At 64.2% G+C, this 15,660-nt stretch carries 13 protein-coding genes; 5 read left to right on the top strand and 8 right to left on the bottom strand.

The window, feature by feature from the left end; translation table 11 throughout:
• Positions 1-61: 61 nt before the first annotated feature.
• The 6 genes from Q9K02_RS01110 to Q9K02_RS01085 form a co-directional block, all read right to left on the bottom strand.
• Entirely contained in the window at positions 62-1,654 is a 1,593-nt protein-coding gene (locus tag Q9K02_RS01110) for a cisplatin damage response ATP-dependent DNA ligase (RefSeq protein ID WP_305931215.1), read from the bottom strand.
• A 3-nt stretch (positions 1,655-1,657) separates the two neighbouring features.
• Entirely contained in the window at positions 1,658-2,689 is a 1,032-nt protein-coding gene (locus tag Q9K02_RS01105) for a ligase-associated DNA damage response exonuclease (protein WP_305931214.1), read from the bottom strand.
• Between the two features lie 43 nt (positions 2,690-2,732).
• The gene (locus tag Q9K02_RS01100) at positions 2,733-4,229 is read right to left on the bottom strand and encodes an ABC transporter permease (RefSeq protein ID WP_305931213.1); all 1,497 of its coding nucleotides are present in this window, start codon (positions 4,227-4,229) and stop codon (positions 2,733-2,735) included.
• Positions 4,226-5,143: an ABC transporter ATP-binding protein gene (locus tag Q9K02_RS01095; protein ID WP_305931212.1), complete on the bottom strand. Its 918-nt coding sequence runs from the start codon at positions 5,141-5,143 to the stop codon at positions 4,226-4,228. Before Q9K02_RS01095 ends, Q9K02_RS01100 begins: the two co-directional genes overlap by 4 nt.
• A 128-nt stretch (positions 5,144-5,271) precedes the next feature.
• Positions 5,272-7,650 carry an ATP-dependent Clp protease ATP-binding subunit ClpA gene (gene clpA, locus Q9K02_RS01090; RefSeq protein ID WP_305931211.1) on the bottom strand — a complete coding sequence of 793 codons (2,379 nt, stop codon included), beginning with the start codon at positions 7,648-7,650 and terminating at the stop codon, positions 5,272-5,274.
• 142 nt (positions 7,651-7,792) lie between these two features.
• On the bottom strand, positions 7,793-7,993 hold the full coding sequence (locus Q9K02_RS01085) for a DUF1192 domain-containing protein (protein WP_305931210.1): 201 nt from the start codon (positions 7,991-7,993) through the stop codon (positions 7,793-7,795).
• 161 nt (positions 7,994-8,154) lie between these two features.
• On the opposite strand from Q9K02_RS01085, the gene Q9K02_RS01080 reads away from it, so the two are divergent.
• The 5 genes from Q9K02_RS01080 to Q9K02_RS01060 all read left to right on the top strand — a co-directional run bounded on the left by Q9K02_RS01080 (position 8,155) and on the right by Q9K02_RS01060 (position 13,842).
• Entirely contained in the window at positions 8,155-9,132 is a 978-nt protein-coding gene (locus Q9K02_RS01080; protein ID WP_422785436.1) for an NAD(P)H-quinone oxidoreductase, read from the top strand.
• Between the two features lie 101 nt (positions 9,133-9,233).
• Positions 9,234-10,133: a UDP-2,3-diacylglucosamine diphosphatase gene (locus Q9K02_RS01075; RefSeq protein WP_305931208.1), complete on the top strand. Its 900-nt coding sequence runs from the start codon at positions 9,234-9,236 to the stop codon at positions 10,131-10,133.
• A gap of 101 nt (positions 10,134-10,234) precedes the next feature.
• A complete protein-coding gene (locus Q9K02_RS01070) occupies positions 10,235-11,221 on the top strand; it encodes a glycosyltransferase family 4 protein (RefSeq protein WP_305933417.1) in 987 nt (328 codons plus the stop codon).
• Between the two features lie 105 nt (positions 11,222-11,326).
• Positions 11,327-12,067, top strand: a complete 741-nt coding sequence (locus Q9K02_RS01065; RefSeq protein WP_305931207.1) for a DUF1013 domain-containing protein — start codon at positions 11,327-11,329, stop codon at positions 12,065-12,067.
• 104 nt (positions 12,068-12,171) lie between these two features.
• Complete coding sequence (locus Q9K02_RS01060; RefSeq protein ID WP_305931206.1) at positions 12,172-13,842, top strand: long-chain-fatty-acid--CoA ligase; 1,671 nt, start codon at positions 12,172-12,174, stop codon at positions 13,840-13,842.
• A 104-nt stretch (positions 13,843-13,946) separates the two neighbouring features.
• Here the strand turns inward: Q9K02_RS01060 and Q9K02_RS01055 are convergent, their stop codons facing one another.
• Together Q9K02_RS01055 and Q9K02_RS01050 are read right to left on the bottom strand one after the other, a co-directional pair.
• The gene (locus tag Q9K02_RS01055; RefSeq protein WP_305931205.1) at positions 13,947-14,339 is read right to left on the bottom strand and encodes a bactofilin family protein; all 393 of its coding nucleotides are present in this window, start codon (positions 14,337-14,339) and stop codon (positions 13,947-13,949) included.
• A 13-nt stretch (positions 14,340-14,352) separates the two neighbouring features.
• Positions 14,353-15,510 carry a M23 family metallopeptidase gene (locus tag Q9K02_RS01050; RefSeq protein ID WP_305931204.1) on the bottom strand — a complete coding sequence of 386 codons (1,158 nt, stop codon included), beginning with the start codon at positions 15,508-15,510 and terminating at the stop codon, positions 14,353-14,355.
• Between the last annotated feature and the right edge of the window lie 150 nt (positions 15,511-15,660).

The following is a 15,660-nucleotide window of genomic DNA, read 5'->3' as shown; positions in this document are numbered from 1 at the left end:
GGAGCGGCACGGAACAGCAAGCCTTCGACGGATGTCGAAGGCGCACCCCAAAGAACCAAACCTAGTCCCGTACCAATGCTCTCAACGCCTCCACCCGATCCGCCTCGTGCGGCGGCTTGTCCCAGCGGATGCGATGAATGCGGGGGAAGCGCATGGCGAGGCCGGACTTGTGCCGCTTGCTCTCGTGCACGCTGTCGAAGGCGACTTCGAACACTAGGCTCTTGTCGGTCTCGCGCACCGGGCCGAAGCGGTTGACTGTGTTGCGGCGGACATGGCGGTCGAGCTTTTTCAGTTCCTCGTCGGTGAAGCCCGAATAGGCCTTGCCCACCGGGAGCAGGTCCGCCCCCGCATCGGGGTCGCCGTCCCAACAGCCGAAGGTGTAGTCCGAATAGAAGCTCGAGCGTTTGCCGCTGCCGCGCTGGGCATACATCAGCACGCAATCGACCAGCAGCGGGTCGCGCTTCCATTTGTACCAGTATCCGACGCGCCGCCCGGCGATATAGGGGCTGTCCTTGCGCTTCAGCATCAGCCCTTCGATGGCATCGTCGCGGCTGCCCTCGCGGATGGCGGCAAGGTGCTCGAAGTCCTTCGCCTCAACGATGCGACTGATGTCGAAATGGCTGTCGGGCAGGCGCTCCATCAGCGCTTCGAGCCGGGCGCGGCGCTGCGTCCAGGGTGAGGGGCGCAGGTCTTCCCCTTCGACCAGCAGCGCATCGTACAGCCGAACGAAAGCCGGAGCTTCCTTCAGCATCTTCTTGCTGACGGTCTTGCGCCCGAGCCGCTGCTGCAAGGCGTTGAAGCTTGCTGCGCCGCCCTCTTCGCCGCCTTGAACCGTACCGCGCACCAACAGCTCGCCGTCGAGCACGGCGGGAAAAGGCAGCATGTCGAGCAGCTCGGGGAACGTCGCCGAAATATCGTCGCCGGATCGCGAATAGATGCGCGTCTCATCTCCCGCACGCACCAGCTGCACGCGGATGCCGTCCCATTTCCACTCGGCCGCGTAATCGCCGAGATCGACCACCGTCTCTTCCAGCGGGTGGGCGAGCATGAAGGGGCGGAAGGTCGGCAAATTGTCGATATCCGGCGGGTCCTCGCCAAGGGCCGCCCAGGCGAACAGCTCGGGATAGGGCGGGGCTAGGCCGTGCCAATACTCCTCGACCTCGTCGACCGACACGTCGAACGCCTGCGCGAAGGCCGTCTTCGCAAGGCGGCTCGACACACCGATTCGCATGCCCCCGGTGGCGAGCTTCAGCAGCGCGTAGCGGCCCGAGGGATCGAGCCGGTCGAGCAGTTTCGGCAATTCGGTGACCACGCTCTTGCGATTCATCGCTTCGAGCAGCTCGACCGTTTCGCTGACCGATGGCGGCGAGGGCGGCTGATCGGGCGCGGGCCAGAGCAGGCTGGCCGTTTCTGCCGTATCGCCGACGAAATCGCGGCTGAGCGACCAAAGCACCGGATCGATGCGGTCCTTCATCAAATTGCGGATGGTCGAGCTTTTCACCGCCGGAAAATCGAGACCGTCAGACAATGCGGCCAGCGCCCAGCCGCGGTCGGGATCGGGCGTCGCACGCAGATATTCGGCGATCAGGCGCAGCTTCTCGTTGCGGCTGCGCGTGTAGACCAGCGCGTCGATGAGGGCGGCAAACTCCTCCACCTCTCAATCGTCCTCGTCGTCATAGCCGACCAGCGCTAGCGCGCGGGCGCGGCGCTGGTGAAGCTGGCACCAGCGCAGCAGCGCGTCCTCACGCCCGTGGGTAATCCAGTTCTCCTGCGCGTCGACCTCCTTGATCGTGCGCGTCAGTTCGCCCCAGTCGGCATGGTCGGAAATGACCAGCGGTAGTTCGACATTGCGCTGGCGGGCGCGCTGGCGCACGCGCATCCAGCCGCTGGCCATGGCGGTGATCGGATCGGGCAGGCGGCGGCTCCAGCGGTCGTTTAGCGCGGAGGGCGGGCAGACAACGATCGCGCCGCGCATGTCATCTTTCGTATAGTCCGAGACTAGCCGCAGTTCTCCCAAGTCGACGCCATGATCCTCGTACAGGCGACACATCTTCTCCATCGCGCCGTGGAGGTAAATCGGCTCGCGGTGACCCGCGCGGCGCAGCTCGGCGATAACACGCTGTGCCTTGCCCAATGCATATGCGCCCACGAGCACGCAGCGTTCGGGATGCGCGGCGAGGCGGTCGAGCAGTTTGGCCATCTCGTCTTCGATCGGCGGGTGAGTGAAGAGCGGCAGGCCGAAGGTCGCCTCGGTGATGAAGATATCGCAGGGCGTGACTTCGAACGGTGGGCAGGTGGGGTCCTCGCGCCGTTTGTAGTCACCTGTCACGATCACGCGCTCGCCCGCATGCTCGAGCAGGATCTGCGCGCTGCCGAGTACATGGCCTGCGGGGATATAGGTCGCGTCGACACCGCCCTTCAGCCGGATCGTCTCGCCATATTCGACCGGCACGGCCTTGTGCGGGATTTCGCCTGCATCGTCCTCGGCCCCGGTGCGATAGCGCAGCTCCATGATCGCGAGCGTTTCGGGCGTGGCAACAGTCTCGCCATGCCCGCCGCGCGCATGGTCGGCATGGCCATGCGTGACCAGCGCCTTGCCCACGGCCCTGGACGGATCGACCCAGCAATCGGCTGGCGGGACATAGATGCCGTGCGGTTCCGGCTTGATCCAGGAGAAGGGCGCGCTCACCCCGACTCAAGCGGGCAGCGCGCCAACCGTTCCCGCCGCAGCGTTACGCAGGCGCCTTGAAGCGCTCCATCAGCTGCTTGAAACCCGGCTTCTGACCGGTCGCGAGCAGGCTGGCGCGGAACAGGCGGCCGAGGAAAACCACTTCCAGCGCCACGAAGCCTGCCAGCAGGATGCCCGATCCGATCATCTCCCACCATTCGATGCCCATGCCGAGGCGCGCAAGCACAGCGAAGGGCGTCCATAGCGGCACCCAGGTGAGGATTTGCACGAGCAGACCGTCCTTGCCCGCCACGAGCGAGGACAGCAGGAAGGTGATCGGCAGCAGGATGCCGAGCAGCACCGGCATCAGATACCCCTGCGCCTCGCTCATCGAATCGGCCATCGCGCCGATTGCCACGAAGATGATCGACACCGCGATATAGCCCATGACGAAGAAATAGATCATCGCGATGATGGCTGTGGGCGAGGACACCGGCTCCAGCGCGGGGCGGATCATGTCGGCGATCTCGCCCTGCGTGAAGAAGGCGACGACGATTGCGCAGCCAAACCAAACGCCGATCATCGAGAAGCCGACCGCGAGCGCTCCGAGAAGTTTGCCCTGCATCAGTTCCTCGGGCCGGATGCAGGCGAGCAGCGATTCGAGTAGTTTGTTCGAGCGCTCCTCGACCGAGCCCTGCAACATCCAGCTACCCGACAGCATCAGGCTGAGCATCAGGATATAGGACAGCGCGAGGGGCACGATCGAGCGGATCAGCAGCGCCTCGCGCGCCCCGCCTCCGGGTGGCGGCGTCGTGACCGCAATGGCGGGCGCTGCGCCCTGGATGGCGGCGGCTTGCGATGCGGGAATGCCCTGGTCGGCCAGCAGGCGTTGCCGCAAATCCGCCGTCAGCACTTCCTGCACCTGAGACACGAAGCTCGAGCGTGGCTGGTCCTTGGACCATAGGCGAATGGTGGGATCGGCCGGATAGCCTTCGCCGACCAGCAGGACGTAATCGGCCGCTTCGCCGTCGGGCGCATCCTCTCCGCCATCCAGCAGCGCATCGACCCGGCTCTGCAACTCGTCGCCTTGGGCCGACGCCAGTGCGGCAGGGGCAGGCGCAAAGCTGTATTCGGGTTCGGGGATATCGAATTCGGGCGCGCCCTCTGGCCGCGCTTCGTCGATCTGCGCCACCGCTCCATCTACGCCGCCGGACTGGCGAAAGGCCAGCACATCCGCATCGGTGTACCAGCGGTCGTGCTGGGCCCAGGGGGCATCGGGATCGGCATTTTCGAGGCCGTGACGCCGCACATAGCGCGAGAGCGAGCGCAGGACGGAGCGGTCTTCCTCGAACCCGAAGCGCTGTTCGAGCGCGGTCGCGGCCGATCCTCCCGCGCGGTCGAGCACGACGACGCGCGTCGCCTCCTCCTCGTCCAGCGAACTTCCCAAAAGCGGACCGATAGCCAGCGCGACCGGCACGAGCAGAAGCGTCAGCCAGAAGCTTTTCATGGCGGCGATCTGGCGGAACTCGCGTGCCGCCACGAGTAGAACATTGCGGTTCATCGCTGGACCTCCCCTTCGCCGACCATGCTCACGAATACCTCGTGCAGCGACGCGCGCTGCTCCTCGAACCGGCGGAGCGCGATGCCCTTGGCCGTGCAGGCTTCCAGTACGGCTTCGGAGCTCGTGCCGGGGGTAAGCCGCACATCGTAGCGATGGAAGCCGTCTCCGACATCCTCGACAGGCTCCGCGCTGGCGACTCCGTTTACAGAAGCAATTGCGGGATGCGCCACGGCGGTGATTCGCGCCGGCAGCGTATCTCGCGCTTCCTCCAGCGTGCCTTCGAACCGCTTGGCGCCCTTTTTCAGGAGCAACAGCCGGTCGCACAATCGCTCGGCATGCTGCATCACGTGGGTGGAGAAAATAACCGCGGCGCCGCGCTGCGATGCGCGCAGGATTTCGTCTTCGAGCAAGCCCTGGTTGACCGGGTCGAGGCCCGAGAACGGCTCGTCCAGCATCAGCAGTTCGGGGCGGTTGACCAGCGAACAGGCGAGCTGCACCTTTTGCGCCATGCCCTTCGACATGTCGCCGATCTGGCTCTTCGCACGGTCGGCAAGATCGAAACGTTCGAGCAATTCCATCCCGTGCGCATGGGCGTCTGCCGGATCCATGTGCTTGAGCCGACCGAAATAGACGATCGTCTCGATCGCCTTCATGTGGGAGTAGAGCCCGCGTTCCTCGGGCAGGAAGCCGATCGCATCGGACTTGCGCTTGTCCGGCGCTGCGCCGAGCACCTCGATCCGGCCCGCGGTCGGCCGGATGATGTCGAGCACCATGCGCAGCGTGGTCGTCTTGCCCGCTCCGTTCCCGCCGAGAAATCCGAAGATTTCGCCCGGCTGCACGGCGAAGGACAGATCGTCCACCGCCAAAACATCGCCGAAGCGCTTGGTAAGGTTCTCGACCCTTAGAACCGACACTATGCAATCCCCCTATATCGCTTTTGAGCGGTATGGGAGCGATGCCAAAGCCTCAAGCATTTATCGGGCAGACGGCAAAAAGGGGCCGACAAACGCCGACCCCTCGATGGTTCGTCAAGCGCGAGGCCTTACTTGCTCTCGTCGGTGCTCTCGCTCGTGCCCGCTTCGGGTTTCTTGTCCGCAGGCTTTTTCTTCGCCGCCGCCTTCTTCTTCGGCTTGGCCTTCGCCTTGGGCGGGGCGGGAGTGAGCTCGAAGGACGGCTTGCCATCCTTCATCGTCACCGACACCTCGCCGCCATCGGCGAGCTTGCCGAACAGCAATTCCTCGGCCAGCGGCTGCTTGATCTTTTCCTGGATCAGGCGGCCCATCGGGCGCGCGCCATAGAGGCGGTCGTAACCCTTGTCGGCCAGCCACGCGCGGGCTTCCTTGTCGAACTGGATATCGACGTTCTGCTCGGCCAGTTGGAGTTCGAGCTGGAGGATAAACTTGTCGACCACACGGGCGACCGTGCCCTTGCCGAGATAGCCGAACGGCACGATCGCATCGAGACGATTGCGGAATTCCGGCGTGAACATACGCTTCACCGCTTCTTCGCTGGCATCTTCCTTCGACACATCGCCGAACCCGATGCCCTGGCGCGCCATGTCGGCAGCCCCGGCATTGGTAGTCATAATCAGCACGACATTGCGGAAATCGACCGTCTTGCCGTGGTGGTCGGTCAGGCGGCCATTATCCATTACCTGCAACAGGATATTGAACAGGTCCGGATGCGCCTTTTCGATCTCGTCGAGCAATAGCACGCAGTGCGGGTTCTGGTCGATCGCATCGGTCAGCAGACCGCCCTGATCGTAACCGACATAGCCCGGAGGCGCGCCGATCAGCCGGCTGACGCTGTGCCGTTCCATATATTCGGACATGTCGAAGCGCTTGAGCTCGATACCCATGATGCTGGCGAGCTGGCGCGCGACTTCGGTCTTGCCGACGCCGGTTGGACCGCTGAACAGGAACGAGCCGATCGGCTTGTCCGGATCGCGCAGGCCCGCGCGGCTGAGCTTCATCGCAGTCGACAGGCGATTAACAGCCGAGTCCTGACCGAAGACGACATGCTTGAGATCGCGTTCGAGATTCTCGAGCGCCTTCTTGTCGTCCTTGCTGACCGATTTGGGCGGGATGCGCGCCATCGTTGCGATGACCGCCTCGATCTCGCGCGCAGTGATCTTCTTCTTGCGACGGCTCGGCGGCACCAGCATCTGCATCGCGCCGACTTCGTCGATCACGTCGATCGCCTTGTCGGGCAGCTTGCGGTCGTTGATGTAGCGCGCCGATAGTTCGACCGCGGTTTTCAGCGCATCCTGCGTGTAGGTCACCTTGTGATGATCCTGGAATGCGCTCTTGAGGCCCTTGAGGATCTTGATCGTGTCCTCGATCGTCGGCTCGTTGACATCGATCTTCTGGAACCGGCGCAGCAGAGCGCGATCCTTTTCGAAGTGGTTGCGAAATTCCTTGTAGGTGGTCGAACCGATGCAGCGGATCGCGCCGCTGGAAAGGGCGGGCTTCAGCAGGTTGGACGCATCCATCGCGCCGCCGCTGGTTGCGCCCGCACCGATCACCGTGTGGATCTCGTCGATGAACAGGATCGCCTCGGGCATGCCTTCGAGTTCGTTGACCACCTGCTTCAGGCGCTCCTCGAAGTCGCCGCGATAGCGGGTGCCGGCCAGCAGCGCGCCCATGTCGAGCGAATAGATCACCGCGTCCTGCAGCACTTCGGGCACGTCGCCCTCGACGATCTTTCGCGCCAGGCCTTCGGCAATCGCCGTCTTCCCGACGCCCGGATCGCCGACATAGAGCGGATTGTTCTTGCTCCTGCGGCAGAGGATCTGGACCGTGCGGTCGACTTCCGGCCCGCGACCGATCAGCGGGTCGATCCGCCCGTCCTCGGCCTTCTTGTTGAGATCGACCGTGAACTGGTCGAGCGCGGTTTCCTTCTTGCCCTTGCCTTCAGCCTTTTCGTCCGACTGCGCTTCGCCTTCCGCGGCACCTTCGGCAGGACGGCTCTCGATCTGCTTGCCGCCCTTACCGATGCCGTGGCTGATGAAGCTGACCGCATCGAGGCGGCTCATGTCCTGCTGCTGGAGAAAGTAGACGGCATAACTATCGCGTTCGGAGAACAGCGCGACCAGCACGTTCGCGCCGGTCACCGTGTCCTTACCGGAAGACTGAACGTGCAGGATCGCGCGCTGGATCACCCGCTGGAATCCGGCGGTCGGCTGCGGATCGGCGCTCTCGTCCGATTGCAGCGCCTGATATTCCTGCTCGAGATATTGCTTCACCACCGAGCCGAGTTCGCCGAGGTCGACGCCGCAGGCGTTCATGACCTGCGCCGCATCGTCATCTTCGATCAGGGCAAGCAGCAAGTGTTCGAGCGTGGCGTATTCGTGCCGCCGCTCGCCCGCGTCGCTGAGCGCTGCGTGGAGGGTTTTCTCGAGGTTTGCTGCAAAGCTTGGCATTCAGATGTCTCTTTCGTGGGACTCGCAAGGGGCGAGAGGGAAGCAGCCTAGGCCGGGAAACTTGCCCAAAGCTGTATTTGCCGCAGATATGGGAACGAGGTCCGGATTTTTCAGCCCCTGCTGCCCCGACCCGACCATCGTGCTATTCCTTCCGCCCGAACAGGGCTTCGGCAGCATCGCGGTGCGCGGCAGCTTTTGATCGGTGACTTTCCACCCGGGCAATCTCGGCCTGGAGCATGGCAATCCGCTCGGCGAGTTCGTCCTGCGAATAGGGGCCGAGGTCTTCCGCGGCGAGCTTGCTCGCGGCGTCGCCTTTAGGGCGGGGACGATCCTCGTCTTCCATTGCCTGCCAGTGTTCCCCTCTCTCCGGTTGCTGTCAACGGGGCGCTTGGGTAATGCCCCCTCAAATGCGATGAGGCGTTGCAGCGCCGCATCGCGACCGGACCAGGGGCGGGCACACAGGGGAATTGCGTGACTGACGATCTACCCGAGACGATGACTGCGATGGGCTTCGACGATCCGGGCGGCCCCGACGTCCTGCGGCCCGAGACACTGCCGGTGCCGCAACCGGGCGAGAACCAGGTCCTGATCAGAGTGAGCCATGCAGGCGTCAACCGGCCCGATGTCATCCAGCGGCAGGGCTTCTATCCGCCGCCGCCAGGCGCTTCGCCGATCCCGGGGCTGGAGGTGTCGGGCACGGTCGTCGCCCTCGGTGACGGCGCGCCGCCCGAAATGCTCGACCGCAAGGTTTGCGCGCTGGTCTCCGGCGGGGGCTATGCCGAATACTGCCTTGCCCATTCCGCGCATTGCCTCGCCGTGCCGGACGGCATGGGAATGGACGTCGCGGCGGCGATCCCCGAAACGCTGTTCACCGTCTGGCACAATGTGTTCGAGCGCGGGTTCGCGCGCGACGGCGAAACCTTGCTGGTACACGGCGGCACGTCGGGCATCGGCACCATGGCGATCATGCTCGCCAAGGCGTTCGAGATGACGGTCATCACCACGGCGGGCAGCGAGGAAAAATGCCAGGCGGCACGCGACCTCGGCGCGGATCTGGCGATCAACTACAAGGACGAAGATTTCGTCGAGAAGGCGAAGGCGTTCACCGATGGCAAGGGCGTCGACGTGGTGCTCGACATGGTGTCGGGCGACTATGTCGCGCGCAATATCGAATGCCTCGCCGAGGATGGCCGGCACGTGACGATCGCCGTGCTCGGTGGGCTCAAGGCCGAGATCAACATGGCCACCGTCATGCGCAAGCGGCTGGTGCTGACCGGCTCCACGCTGCGGCCCCGCTCGGACGAGTTCAAGGCGCTGCTCGCGGACGAAATCTACAACCACGCCTGGCCGCTGTTCGAAGACGGCACGATCCGACCGGTCATGGACCAGACCTTCCCGCACGCCGAAGCGGGCGCAGCGCATGCGCGGATGGAGGGCGGCGACCACATCGGCAAGATCGTCCTCGCGGTCGGAGGGGACTGACTCCGAACCGTCGCAAAGTCTCGAATCGGTAACCGCGCTGTGCGACGCGCGTAACATTCCTGCGGCAGGTCTTTCCCCATCATGCAGCGGGGAGTCCGATCATGACCGATCTGCCGAGCGGGTTCGAAGCCTTCCACAACGTCGCGAACTTTCCCTCGATCAAGCCGGCCGTGCCGGAAGTCACCAAGGGCGAGCGGCGGCGCTTCCGCACCATCTGGATCAGCGATGTCCACCTTGGCACCAAGGGTTGCAATCACGAGCTGCTGATCGACTTCCTCGACCATACCGACAGCGACACCATGTATCTCGTCGGCGACATCATCGACGGCTGGCGGCTGAAAAAGAAGCTTTACTGGCCGGCCGAGCACAACGACATCGTCTGGCGCATTCTGAAGCGGGCGAAGCGCGGCACGCGGATCGTCTACATTCCGGGCAATCACGACGAGATGGTGCGCCCCTTCTGCGGCATGAATTTCGGCGGGGTCGAGATACGCCGCGCAGCCTTCCACGATACTGCCGACGGTCGGCGCCTGATGGTGCTGCATGGCGACGAGTTCGACGCGGTCATGCTGGCCCACCGCTGGCTCGCCTTCGTCGGGGACGCGGCCTATCACGTGATGATGAAGCTGAACGGCTGGGTGGCGAATGTCCGCAAGCGGCTCGGCCTGCCCTACTGGTCGATTTCCAAGGCGGCCAAGCACAAGGTCAAGAATGCGGTCGAGTTCATCGGCAAGTACGAGGAAGTCGTGGCTCGTGCTGCCGGGGAGCGGGGTGTAGACGGCGTGGTTTGCGGTCATATCCACACCGCAGAATCGCGCGTTTTCATGCACGACGGCAGTCCTGTCGAGTACTGGAACGACGGCGACTGGGTCGAAGGTTGCAATGCGCTGGTCGAATATCACAACGGGCGCATGGAAATTCTCGACTGGGCCGAAGAAGTCGCGCGGCGCGACATTGCCGAACGCGCTGCCGAGGCGCATCCCGAGCCGGAGGCGGCGTGACGGCATTGCCGCTCGAGGCGCTCGGCGGGAGGGCGACATTAGCGCCTGCGCCCGGCTTGCCACGCCGGATCGCCATCGTCACCGATGCCTGGCTGCCGCAGATGAACGGCGTGGTCCGCACCTTGACTACGACCTGCGACCTTCTGCGCGAGCAGGGTCACGCGGTGCTGGTGATCTCGCCCGACCTGTTCGCGAGCCTCCCCTGCCCCACCTATCCGGAGATCCGCCTGGCCCTCGCTCCACCGGGGAAGGTCGCGAGTTTGCTGCAAGAGTTTTCGGCGGAAGCGATCCACATCGCCACCGAAGGCCCGCTCGGCATGACGGCACGGCGCTATTGCGCCCGCGCCGGAGTCGAGTTCACCACCGCCTATCACACGCAGTTTCCGGATTACATTGCGCGGCGCACGCACCTGCCTGCCGAATGGTTCTGGCGCTACATCACCTGGTTCCACCGTCCGGCGAGCCGGGTCTTTGTCGCTACCGAGAGTATTCGCGGCGAGTTGCGCGAGCACGAATTGGGACAGTTGCATCATTGGAGCCGCGGTGTGGATCTCGGCTGTTTCACCGCGGACGCGCCGCCGCCGCCCGAATTCGCCGACATGCCGAGACCGATCCAGCTTTACGTGGGGCGCGTCGCGGTTGAGAAGAATATCGAGGCGTTCCTGTCGGGCCAGTATCCCGGAAGCAAAGTTGTGGTCGGCGACGGGCCGCAAATCGACGAGCTCCGCGCGAAGTTCCCCGATGCTGTGTTCTTGGGCCGCAAATCAGGTCGAGAGCTTGCCGGATGCTACGCCGGAGCGGACGTTTTCGTTTTCCCGAGCCGCACCGACACCTTCGGCCTCGTCATGATCGAGGCGCTGGCTTGCGGGACGCCGGTCGCAGCCTATCCCGTGGCCGGGCCGCGCGACATCGTGACCGACGATGTGGGCGCGCTGTCTGACGAGCTGGACCGGGCAATCGCCGCAGCACTATTTTGCGACCGCAAGGCTTGTGCCGCCTATGGTGCGACCTTCAGCTGGGAGGCAGCGACGGCGCAGTTTCTCTCCGGCCTTGCGCCTGTTGCGGAAGGCGCGCTGCCCTCAGCCTAGGGATTCGCTTGCCGAATCCGGTCCGCTCGCCTACATCGAAAGCATACCGGCCGTCCCGCAAGGGGCGGCCTCTCTATTTTCAGACCCCGCGAAAAGGGCATAGATATGGCCGACCAACCCAAACCGCTGATGCCGCATGCGACTGCCACCTGGCTGGTCGACAACACCGGCTTGTCCTTCGAACAGATCGCCGAATTCTGCGGCCTCCATATTCTCGAAGTGCAGGCCATGGCGGACGATCTGGCGGGCAGCAAATATACCGGCCGCGATCCGGTCCATGCCGGCGAACTGACGCAGGACGAGATCGCCAAGGGCGAGAAGGACAGCGAATATTCGCTCGTCATGCAGCGCGCGCCGGTCGCGGTCAGCCGCACCAAGGGGCCGCGTTACACGCCTGTTTCGAAGCGCCAAGACAAACCCGACGGTATCGCCTGGATCCTGCGCAACCACCCGGAAATCTCCGACGCGCAGATCGGCAAGCTGATCGGCACGACGCGCAACACCATCGGCGCGATCCGCGATCGCAGCCATTGGAACATCCAGAACATCCAGCCCAAGGATCCGGTGACGCTGGGCCTGTGCTCGCAGCGCGAATTAGACGCCGTCGTCGCCAAGGCCGCCAAGAAGGTCGCCAAGGAAGAAGGCGAGGAAGCGACGGTCGAAGCACCCGTCAGCGGCACCAGCGATCGCGAGCGCCTGATCGAGGAACTGCGCGCCGAACGCGACGCGAATGAAAAGGCCGCGGCCGAAGCCGCGCAGGAAGCCGAAGCCGAAGAATGGCTGCGGGCCAAGCGCGCTGCGGAAGAGGCCGGAGAAGCACCTGCCGCACCCGGCGAAGACGCCTGACAATAGCGCGGGTAGCGCCAAACCTAGATCGGGGGCAGGAGAGGCAGACCGCTTCTTCTGCCCTTTTTACTTGCCTTTAGGGCGGGATGCCGCATGTAACTGACATGGATGTAAGCAAGCTCCCGAATTTCCATCCCTTACCTTGGGATACCGAATTCGAGCCCATGGCTCTTCCCGACATGTTCGCGCGCACGGTCGAGCGACGCGGCGATGCGCCGCTGCTGCATTTCCTAGGCCGCAGCTATAGCTACAACGAGCTTTTCATCGAGGCGCATGCGTTCGCCCGCGCTCTGCAGGCCCGCGGTATCGCGCCCGGCGACCGCGTCGGCCTCTTCCTGCCCAATGTGCCGAGCTACGTTTCCGCTTACTATGGCGCGATGATGGCCGGGGCAGTAGTGGTGAATTTCTCGCCGCTCTATTCGGTCGACGAACTGGCGCAGCAGGTGGCGGATTCGGGCACACGGCTGCTCGTGACGGTCGATGTCCCCGAACTCTATGCGACAGCCGAGAAAGTGCTGCGTGGCTCGGCGCTCGAAACGCTGGTCGTGAGCAAGCTTTCGGCGATGCTGCCGAAGCTCAAGGGCATTGCGCTGCGAATTTTCGGCCGCGGCAAGATTGCTTCGGTTACGTTCGGCGAAGACGTCCTCGACTGGACGACGCTGATCGACGGCGCGCCGCAGCAAGCGGACTTGCCCCATGTGGAACCGCAGTCGATCGCGCTTCTGCAATATACGGGCGGTACAACTGGCGTCCCCAAGGGCGCGATGCTCTCGCACGCCAATCTCAGCGTGAATGCCCAGCAGACGGCCGGCCTCAACCCGTTCGGCGATCCCGAAGGCGAGGTGTTCATGGGCGCGCTGCCGTTCTTCCATGTTTTCGCCAACACCGCGCTGCTGAACCATGCCGTATTCACCGGCGCAGCCATCGCCATGGTGCCGCGCTTCGAGACCAAGCAAGTGCTGCAGACGATCGAGCGCTACGGCGCGACCGGCTTCCCCGGCGTGCCGACGATGTTCCAGGCGCTGCTCGATCATCGGGATCTAGCGAAAACCGATCTCTCCACGCTCAAGGTCTGCATCTCCGGCGGTGCGCCGCTTCCCGGACCGCTTCGCGAGAAATTCGAGGCTGCGACGGGCGTCCGGCTGGTCGAGGGTTATGGCCTCACCGAAAGTTCGGGCGTGGTGTCGGCCAACCCCTACGAAGGCCAGCGCAAGCTCGGTACGATCGGCCAGGTTGTCATGGGCACCGAGGTACTGCTGCTCGACAAGGAGGATCCCACGGTGCTGGCACCGGAGGGCGAACCGGGCGAACTGGCGCTCTTTGGCCCACAGATCATGCAGGGCTACTGGAAACGGCTCGAGGCTGCGAAGGATGTCTTCGTCGAACATCACGGCAAGCAGTGGCTGCGCACTGGCGACGTTGCGACGCTGGACAGCGACGGCTTCCTCGAGATCGTCGACCGGATCAAGGACATGATCTCGGTGGGCGGCTTCAAGGTCTTCCCCAGCCAGGTCGAGGATGTACTACTAGAAAACGACGCCGTGAAGGAAGCGCTCGTGATCGGTGTGCCCGACGATTATCTCGGCGAACGCCCACGCGCCTATGTGACGTTGAACGCAGATGCGGACGCGAGTGGCGACCAGCTGGCGGAATGGATGAATGCTCGTGTCGGCAAGCACGAACGCGTCGAAAGCGTGGTTGTGCGTGAGGAATTGCCCAAAACGATGATCGGCAAGCTCGACCGCAAGGCCCTGCGCGCCGAAGTCTTCGGCTGAAGTGGCAATAAGAAGCTGCGCCGAAATCTTCGGCTGAGCCCGTGCAACAAGAAGGCCGCCGGCGTCGTTGCGCGGGCGGCCCTCATCCCCTCCAAACGGGAAAATCAGTTAGCGACCGAAAGCTCCGGCTTGCTGCCCTGCGGCGTGGCGGCGGGCTGCGCAGCTTTCTGCGCGTCGCGATGGGCGAAGCGGCCTTCGACCTGCGCGCCCTGCTCGATCGTCAGCGCGTCGTAAAACACGTCGCCGTCGATCTTGGCGGTCTTGAGGATCACCAGTTCGCGCGCCGTGATCGATCCGGTCACCGTGCCGGCGAGTCGGGCGGTTTCCGCCGTGATCGCGCCGGTGACCTTGCTGGTTTCGCCCTGGACGAGGCTGTCGCAGGCGATGTCGCCTTCGACCGAGCCGTCGATGTGCAGGTCGGCCGAGGCCTTGATGTCCCCCTTGATCGACAGGTCCGATCCGAGAACCGAGAAGGTCGAGTTGTTCTTGCTGGCCATGCTGCGTCCCCCGCTAGTCGGCGCGGGCGAGCTGGGGAGCTCGTCGGATTTCTTCGAGAACATGGGGGGCGGTCTCCAGGAAGGTGCGCGGGTTCACCGCGCGATTGTTGATGCGGACCTCGAAATGGAGGTGCGGACCGGTCGAGCGACCGGTGCTGCCGATGGCGCCAATGGTCTGGCCGGGCTCCACCCGCTCGCCGACCTTCGCACGGAAGGCGGACATGTGGGCGTAGCGGGTCATCAGGCCGTTGCCGTGGGTAATCTCCACGGTCTTGCCGTAACCAGACTTCCAGCCAACGTAGCTCACGCGACCGGCGGCGGCGGCATAGATCGGCTCGCCGCGGGGGCCGCGGAAATCGAGGCCGCTGTGCATGGCGGCGGCACCGGTGAACGGGTCGCGGCGATAGCCATAGCTCGAGGTGACCATATCGACCGAGGCCGGAGCGACTTGGGGGACGCCGGCGAGGCCGTTCTCGAGCGCCGACATGCGGGCGATCGAGAGGCCAAGGCGCTCGAAGCGCGGGTCGATCGTGCCGTCGGCGGAAGTGGCGAGCTTCTCCAGCGGACCACCCATCGCGCTGCGATCGGCGCTGCGGATCATGCTGTCGGGATTGAGGCCGAGCTGCTTGAGGGCGGATGCAGCCTTCTTCGCGCGCCAGTCGGCGTAGCGAGTAAGGCCTTCGACGAAGGCAAGCTGGCGGGCTTCGATGCGAGCGAGTTCGGCGGCTTCGGGGATCGATGCGCTGACCTTTTCGACTGTGGCTGCCGCTTCGGTCGTGGAATCGGACACGTTTTCGACAGACTTTACGTCTTCGGGCAGCGAGGCGACCATGTCCTCGATGAATTCCTGCCGCTTGACGAGATCGCTGGTGACCGCCTCGAGATTGCCGCGATAGGCGTTGACGCGTTCGGTCGCCGTGGCGACCTTGGCTTCGCGGTCGAGCAGTGAGAGGCGGTCGGCGGTCGCGCGATATTGAGTCCATCCGGCGATCGCCATCGACACGGCCCAGATCGTGAGGACCGCGACGGCAATGGCCGCAGCGGTCATCTGCACCCGCGATGAAATGGTGATGAAGCGAACCTGGCCTTCCGATCGCATGAAAAATTCGCGATCCGGGAACCAGCTACGCAAGCGGCTCCCCCAGCCGGTGGAGGCTTTAGTGTTGTTCAAAACGACCCGTCCCTTATGGTCTTACGTCCCTGGGTCAGATCGTTACCAGCGGTTCCCAACCAAATCTAATCGAGTTCCCGATTAATCTACGAGTCGAAGCCTTGGTGCGATGAGTCGTTTCGTCGCCGCGGAATTTTGCTGCGCGATCCG

Source organism: Qipengyuania profundimaris, assembly GCF_030717945.1.
Lineage (GTDB): Bacteria > Pseudomonadota > Alphaproteobacteria > Sphingomonadales > Sphingomonadaceae > Qipengyuania > Qipengyuania profundimaris.
The sequence above is the reverse complement of the archived record's forward strand: the minus strand, read 5'-3'. Positions and strand labels throughout refer to the sequence as shown.

Bases quoted from the DNA above. Each gene is read 5' to 3' on its own strand.
- Q9K02_RS01100 (WP_305931213.1), bottom strand. From the start codon at position 4,229: ATGAACCGCAATGTTCTACTCGTGGCGGCACGCGAGTTCCGCCAGATC.
- clpA (WP_305931211.1), bottom strand. From the start codon at position 7,650: ATGCCAAGCTTTGCAGCAAACCTCGAGAAAACCCTCCACGCAGCGCTC.
- Q9K02_RS01085 (WP_305931210.1), bottom strand. From the start codon at position 7,993: ATGGAAGACGAGGATCGTCCCCGCCCTAAAGGCGACGCCGCGAGCAAG.
- Q9K02_RS01080 (WP_422785436.1), top strand. From the start codon at position 8,155: ATGGGCTTCGACGATCCGGGCGGCCCCGACGTCCTGCGGCCCGAGACA.
- Q9K02_RS01075 (WP_305931208.1), top strand. From the start codon at position 9,234: ATGACCGATCTGCCGAGCGGGTTCGAAGCCTTCCACAACGTCGCGAAC.
- Q9K02_RS01070 (WP_305933417.1), top strand. From the start codon at position 10,235: ATGAACGGCGTGGTCCGCACCTTGACTACGACCTGCGACCTTCTGCGC.
- Q9K02_RS01065 (WP_305931207.1), top strand. From the start codon at position 11,327: ATGGCCGACCAACCCAAACCGCTGATGCCGCATGCGACTGCCACCTGG.
- Q9K02_RS01060 (WP_305931206.1), top strand. From the start codon at position 12,172: ATGGATGTAAGCAAGCTCCCGAATTTCCATCCCTTACCTTGGGATACC.
- Q9K02_RS01055 (WP_305931205.1), bottom strand. From the start codon at position 14,339: ATGGCCAGCAAGAACAACTCGACCTTCTCGGTTCTCGGATCGGACCTG.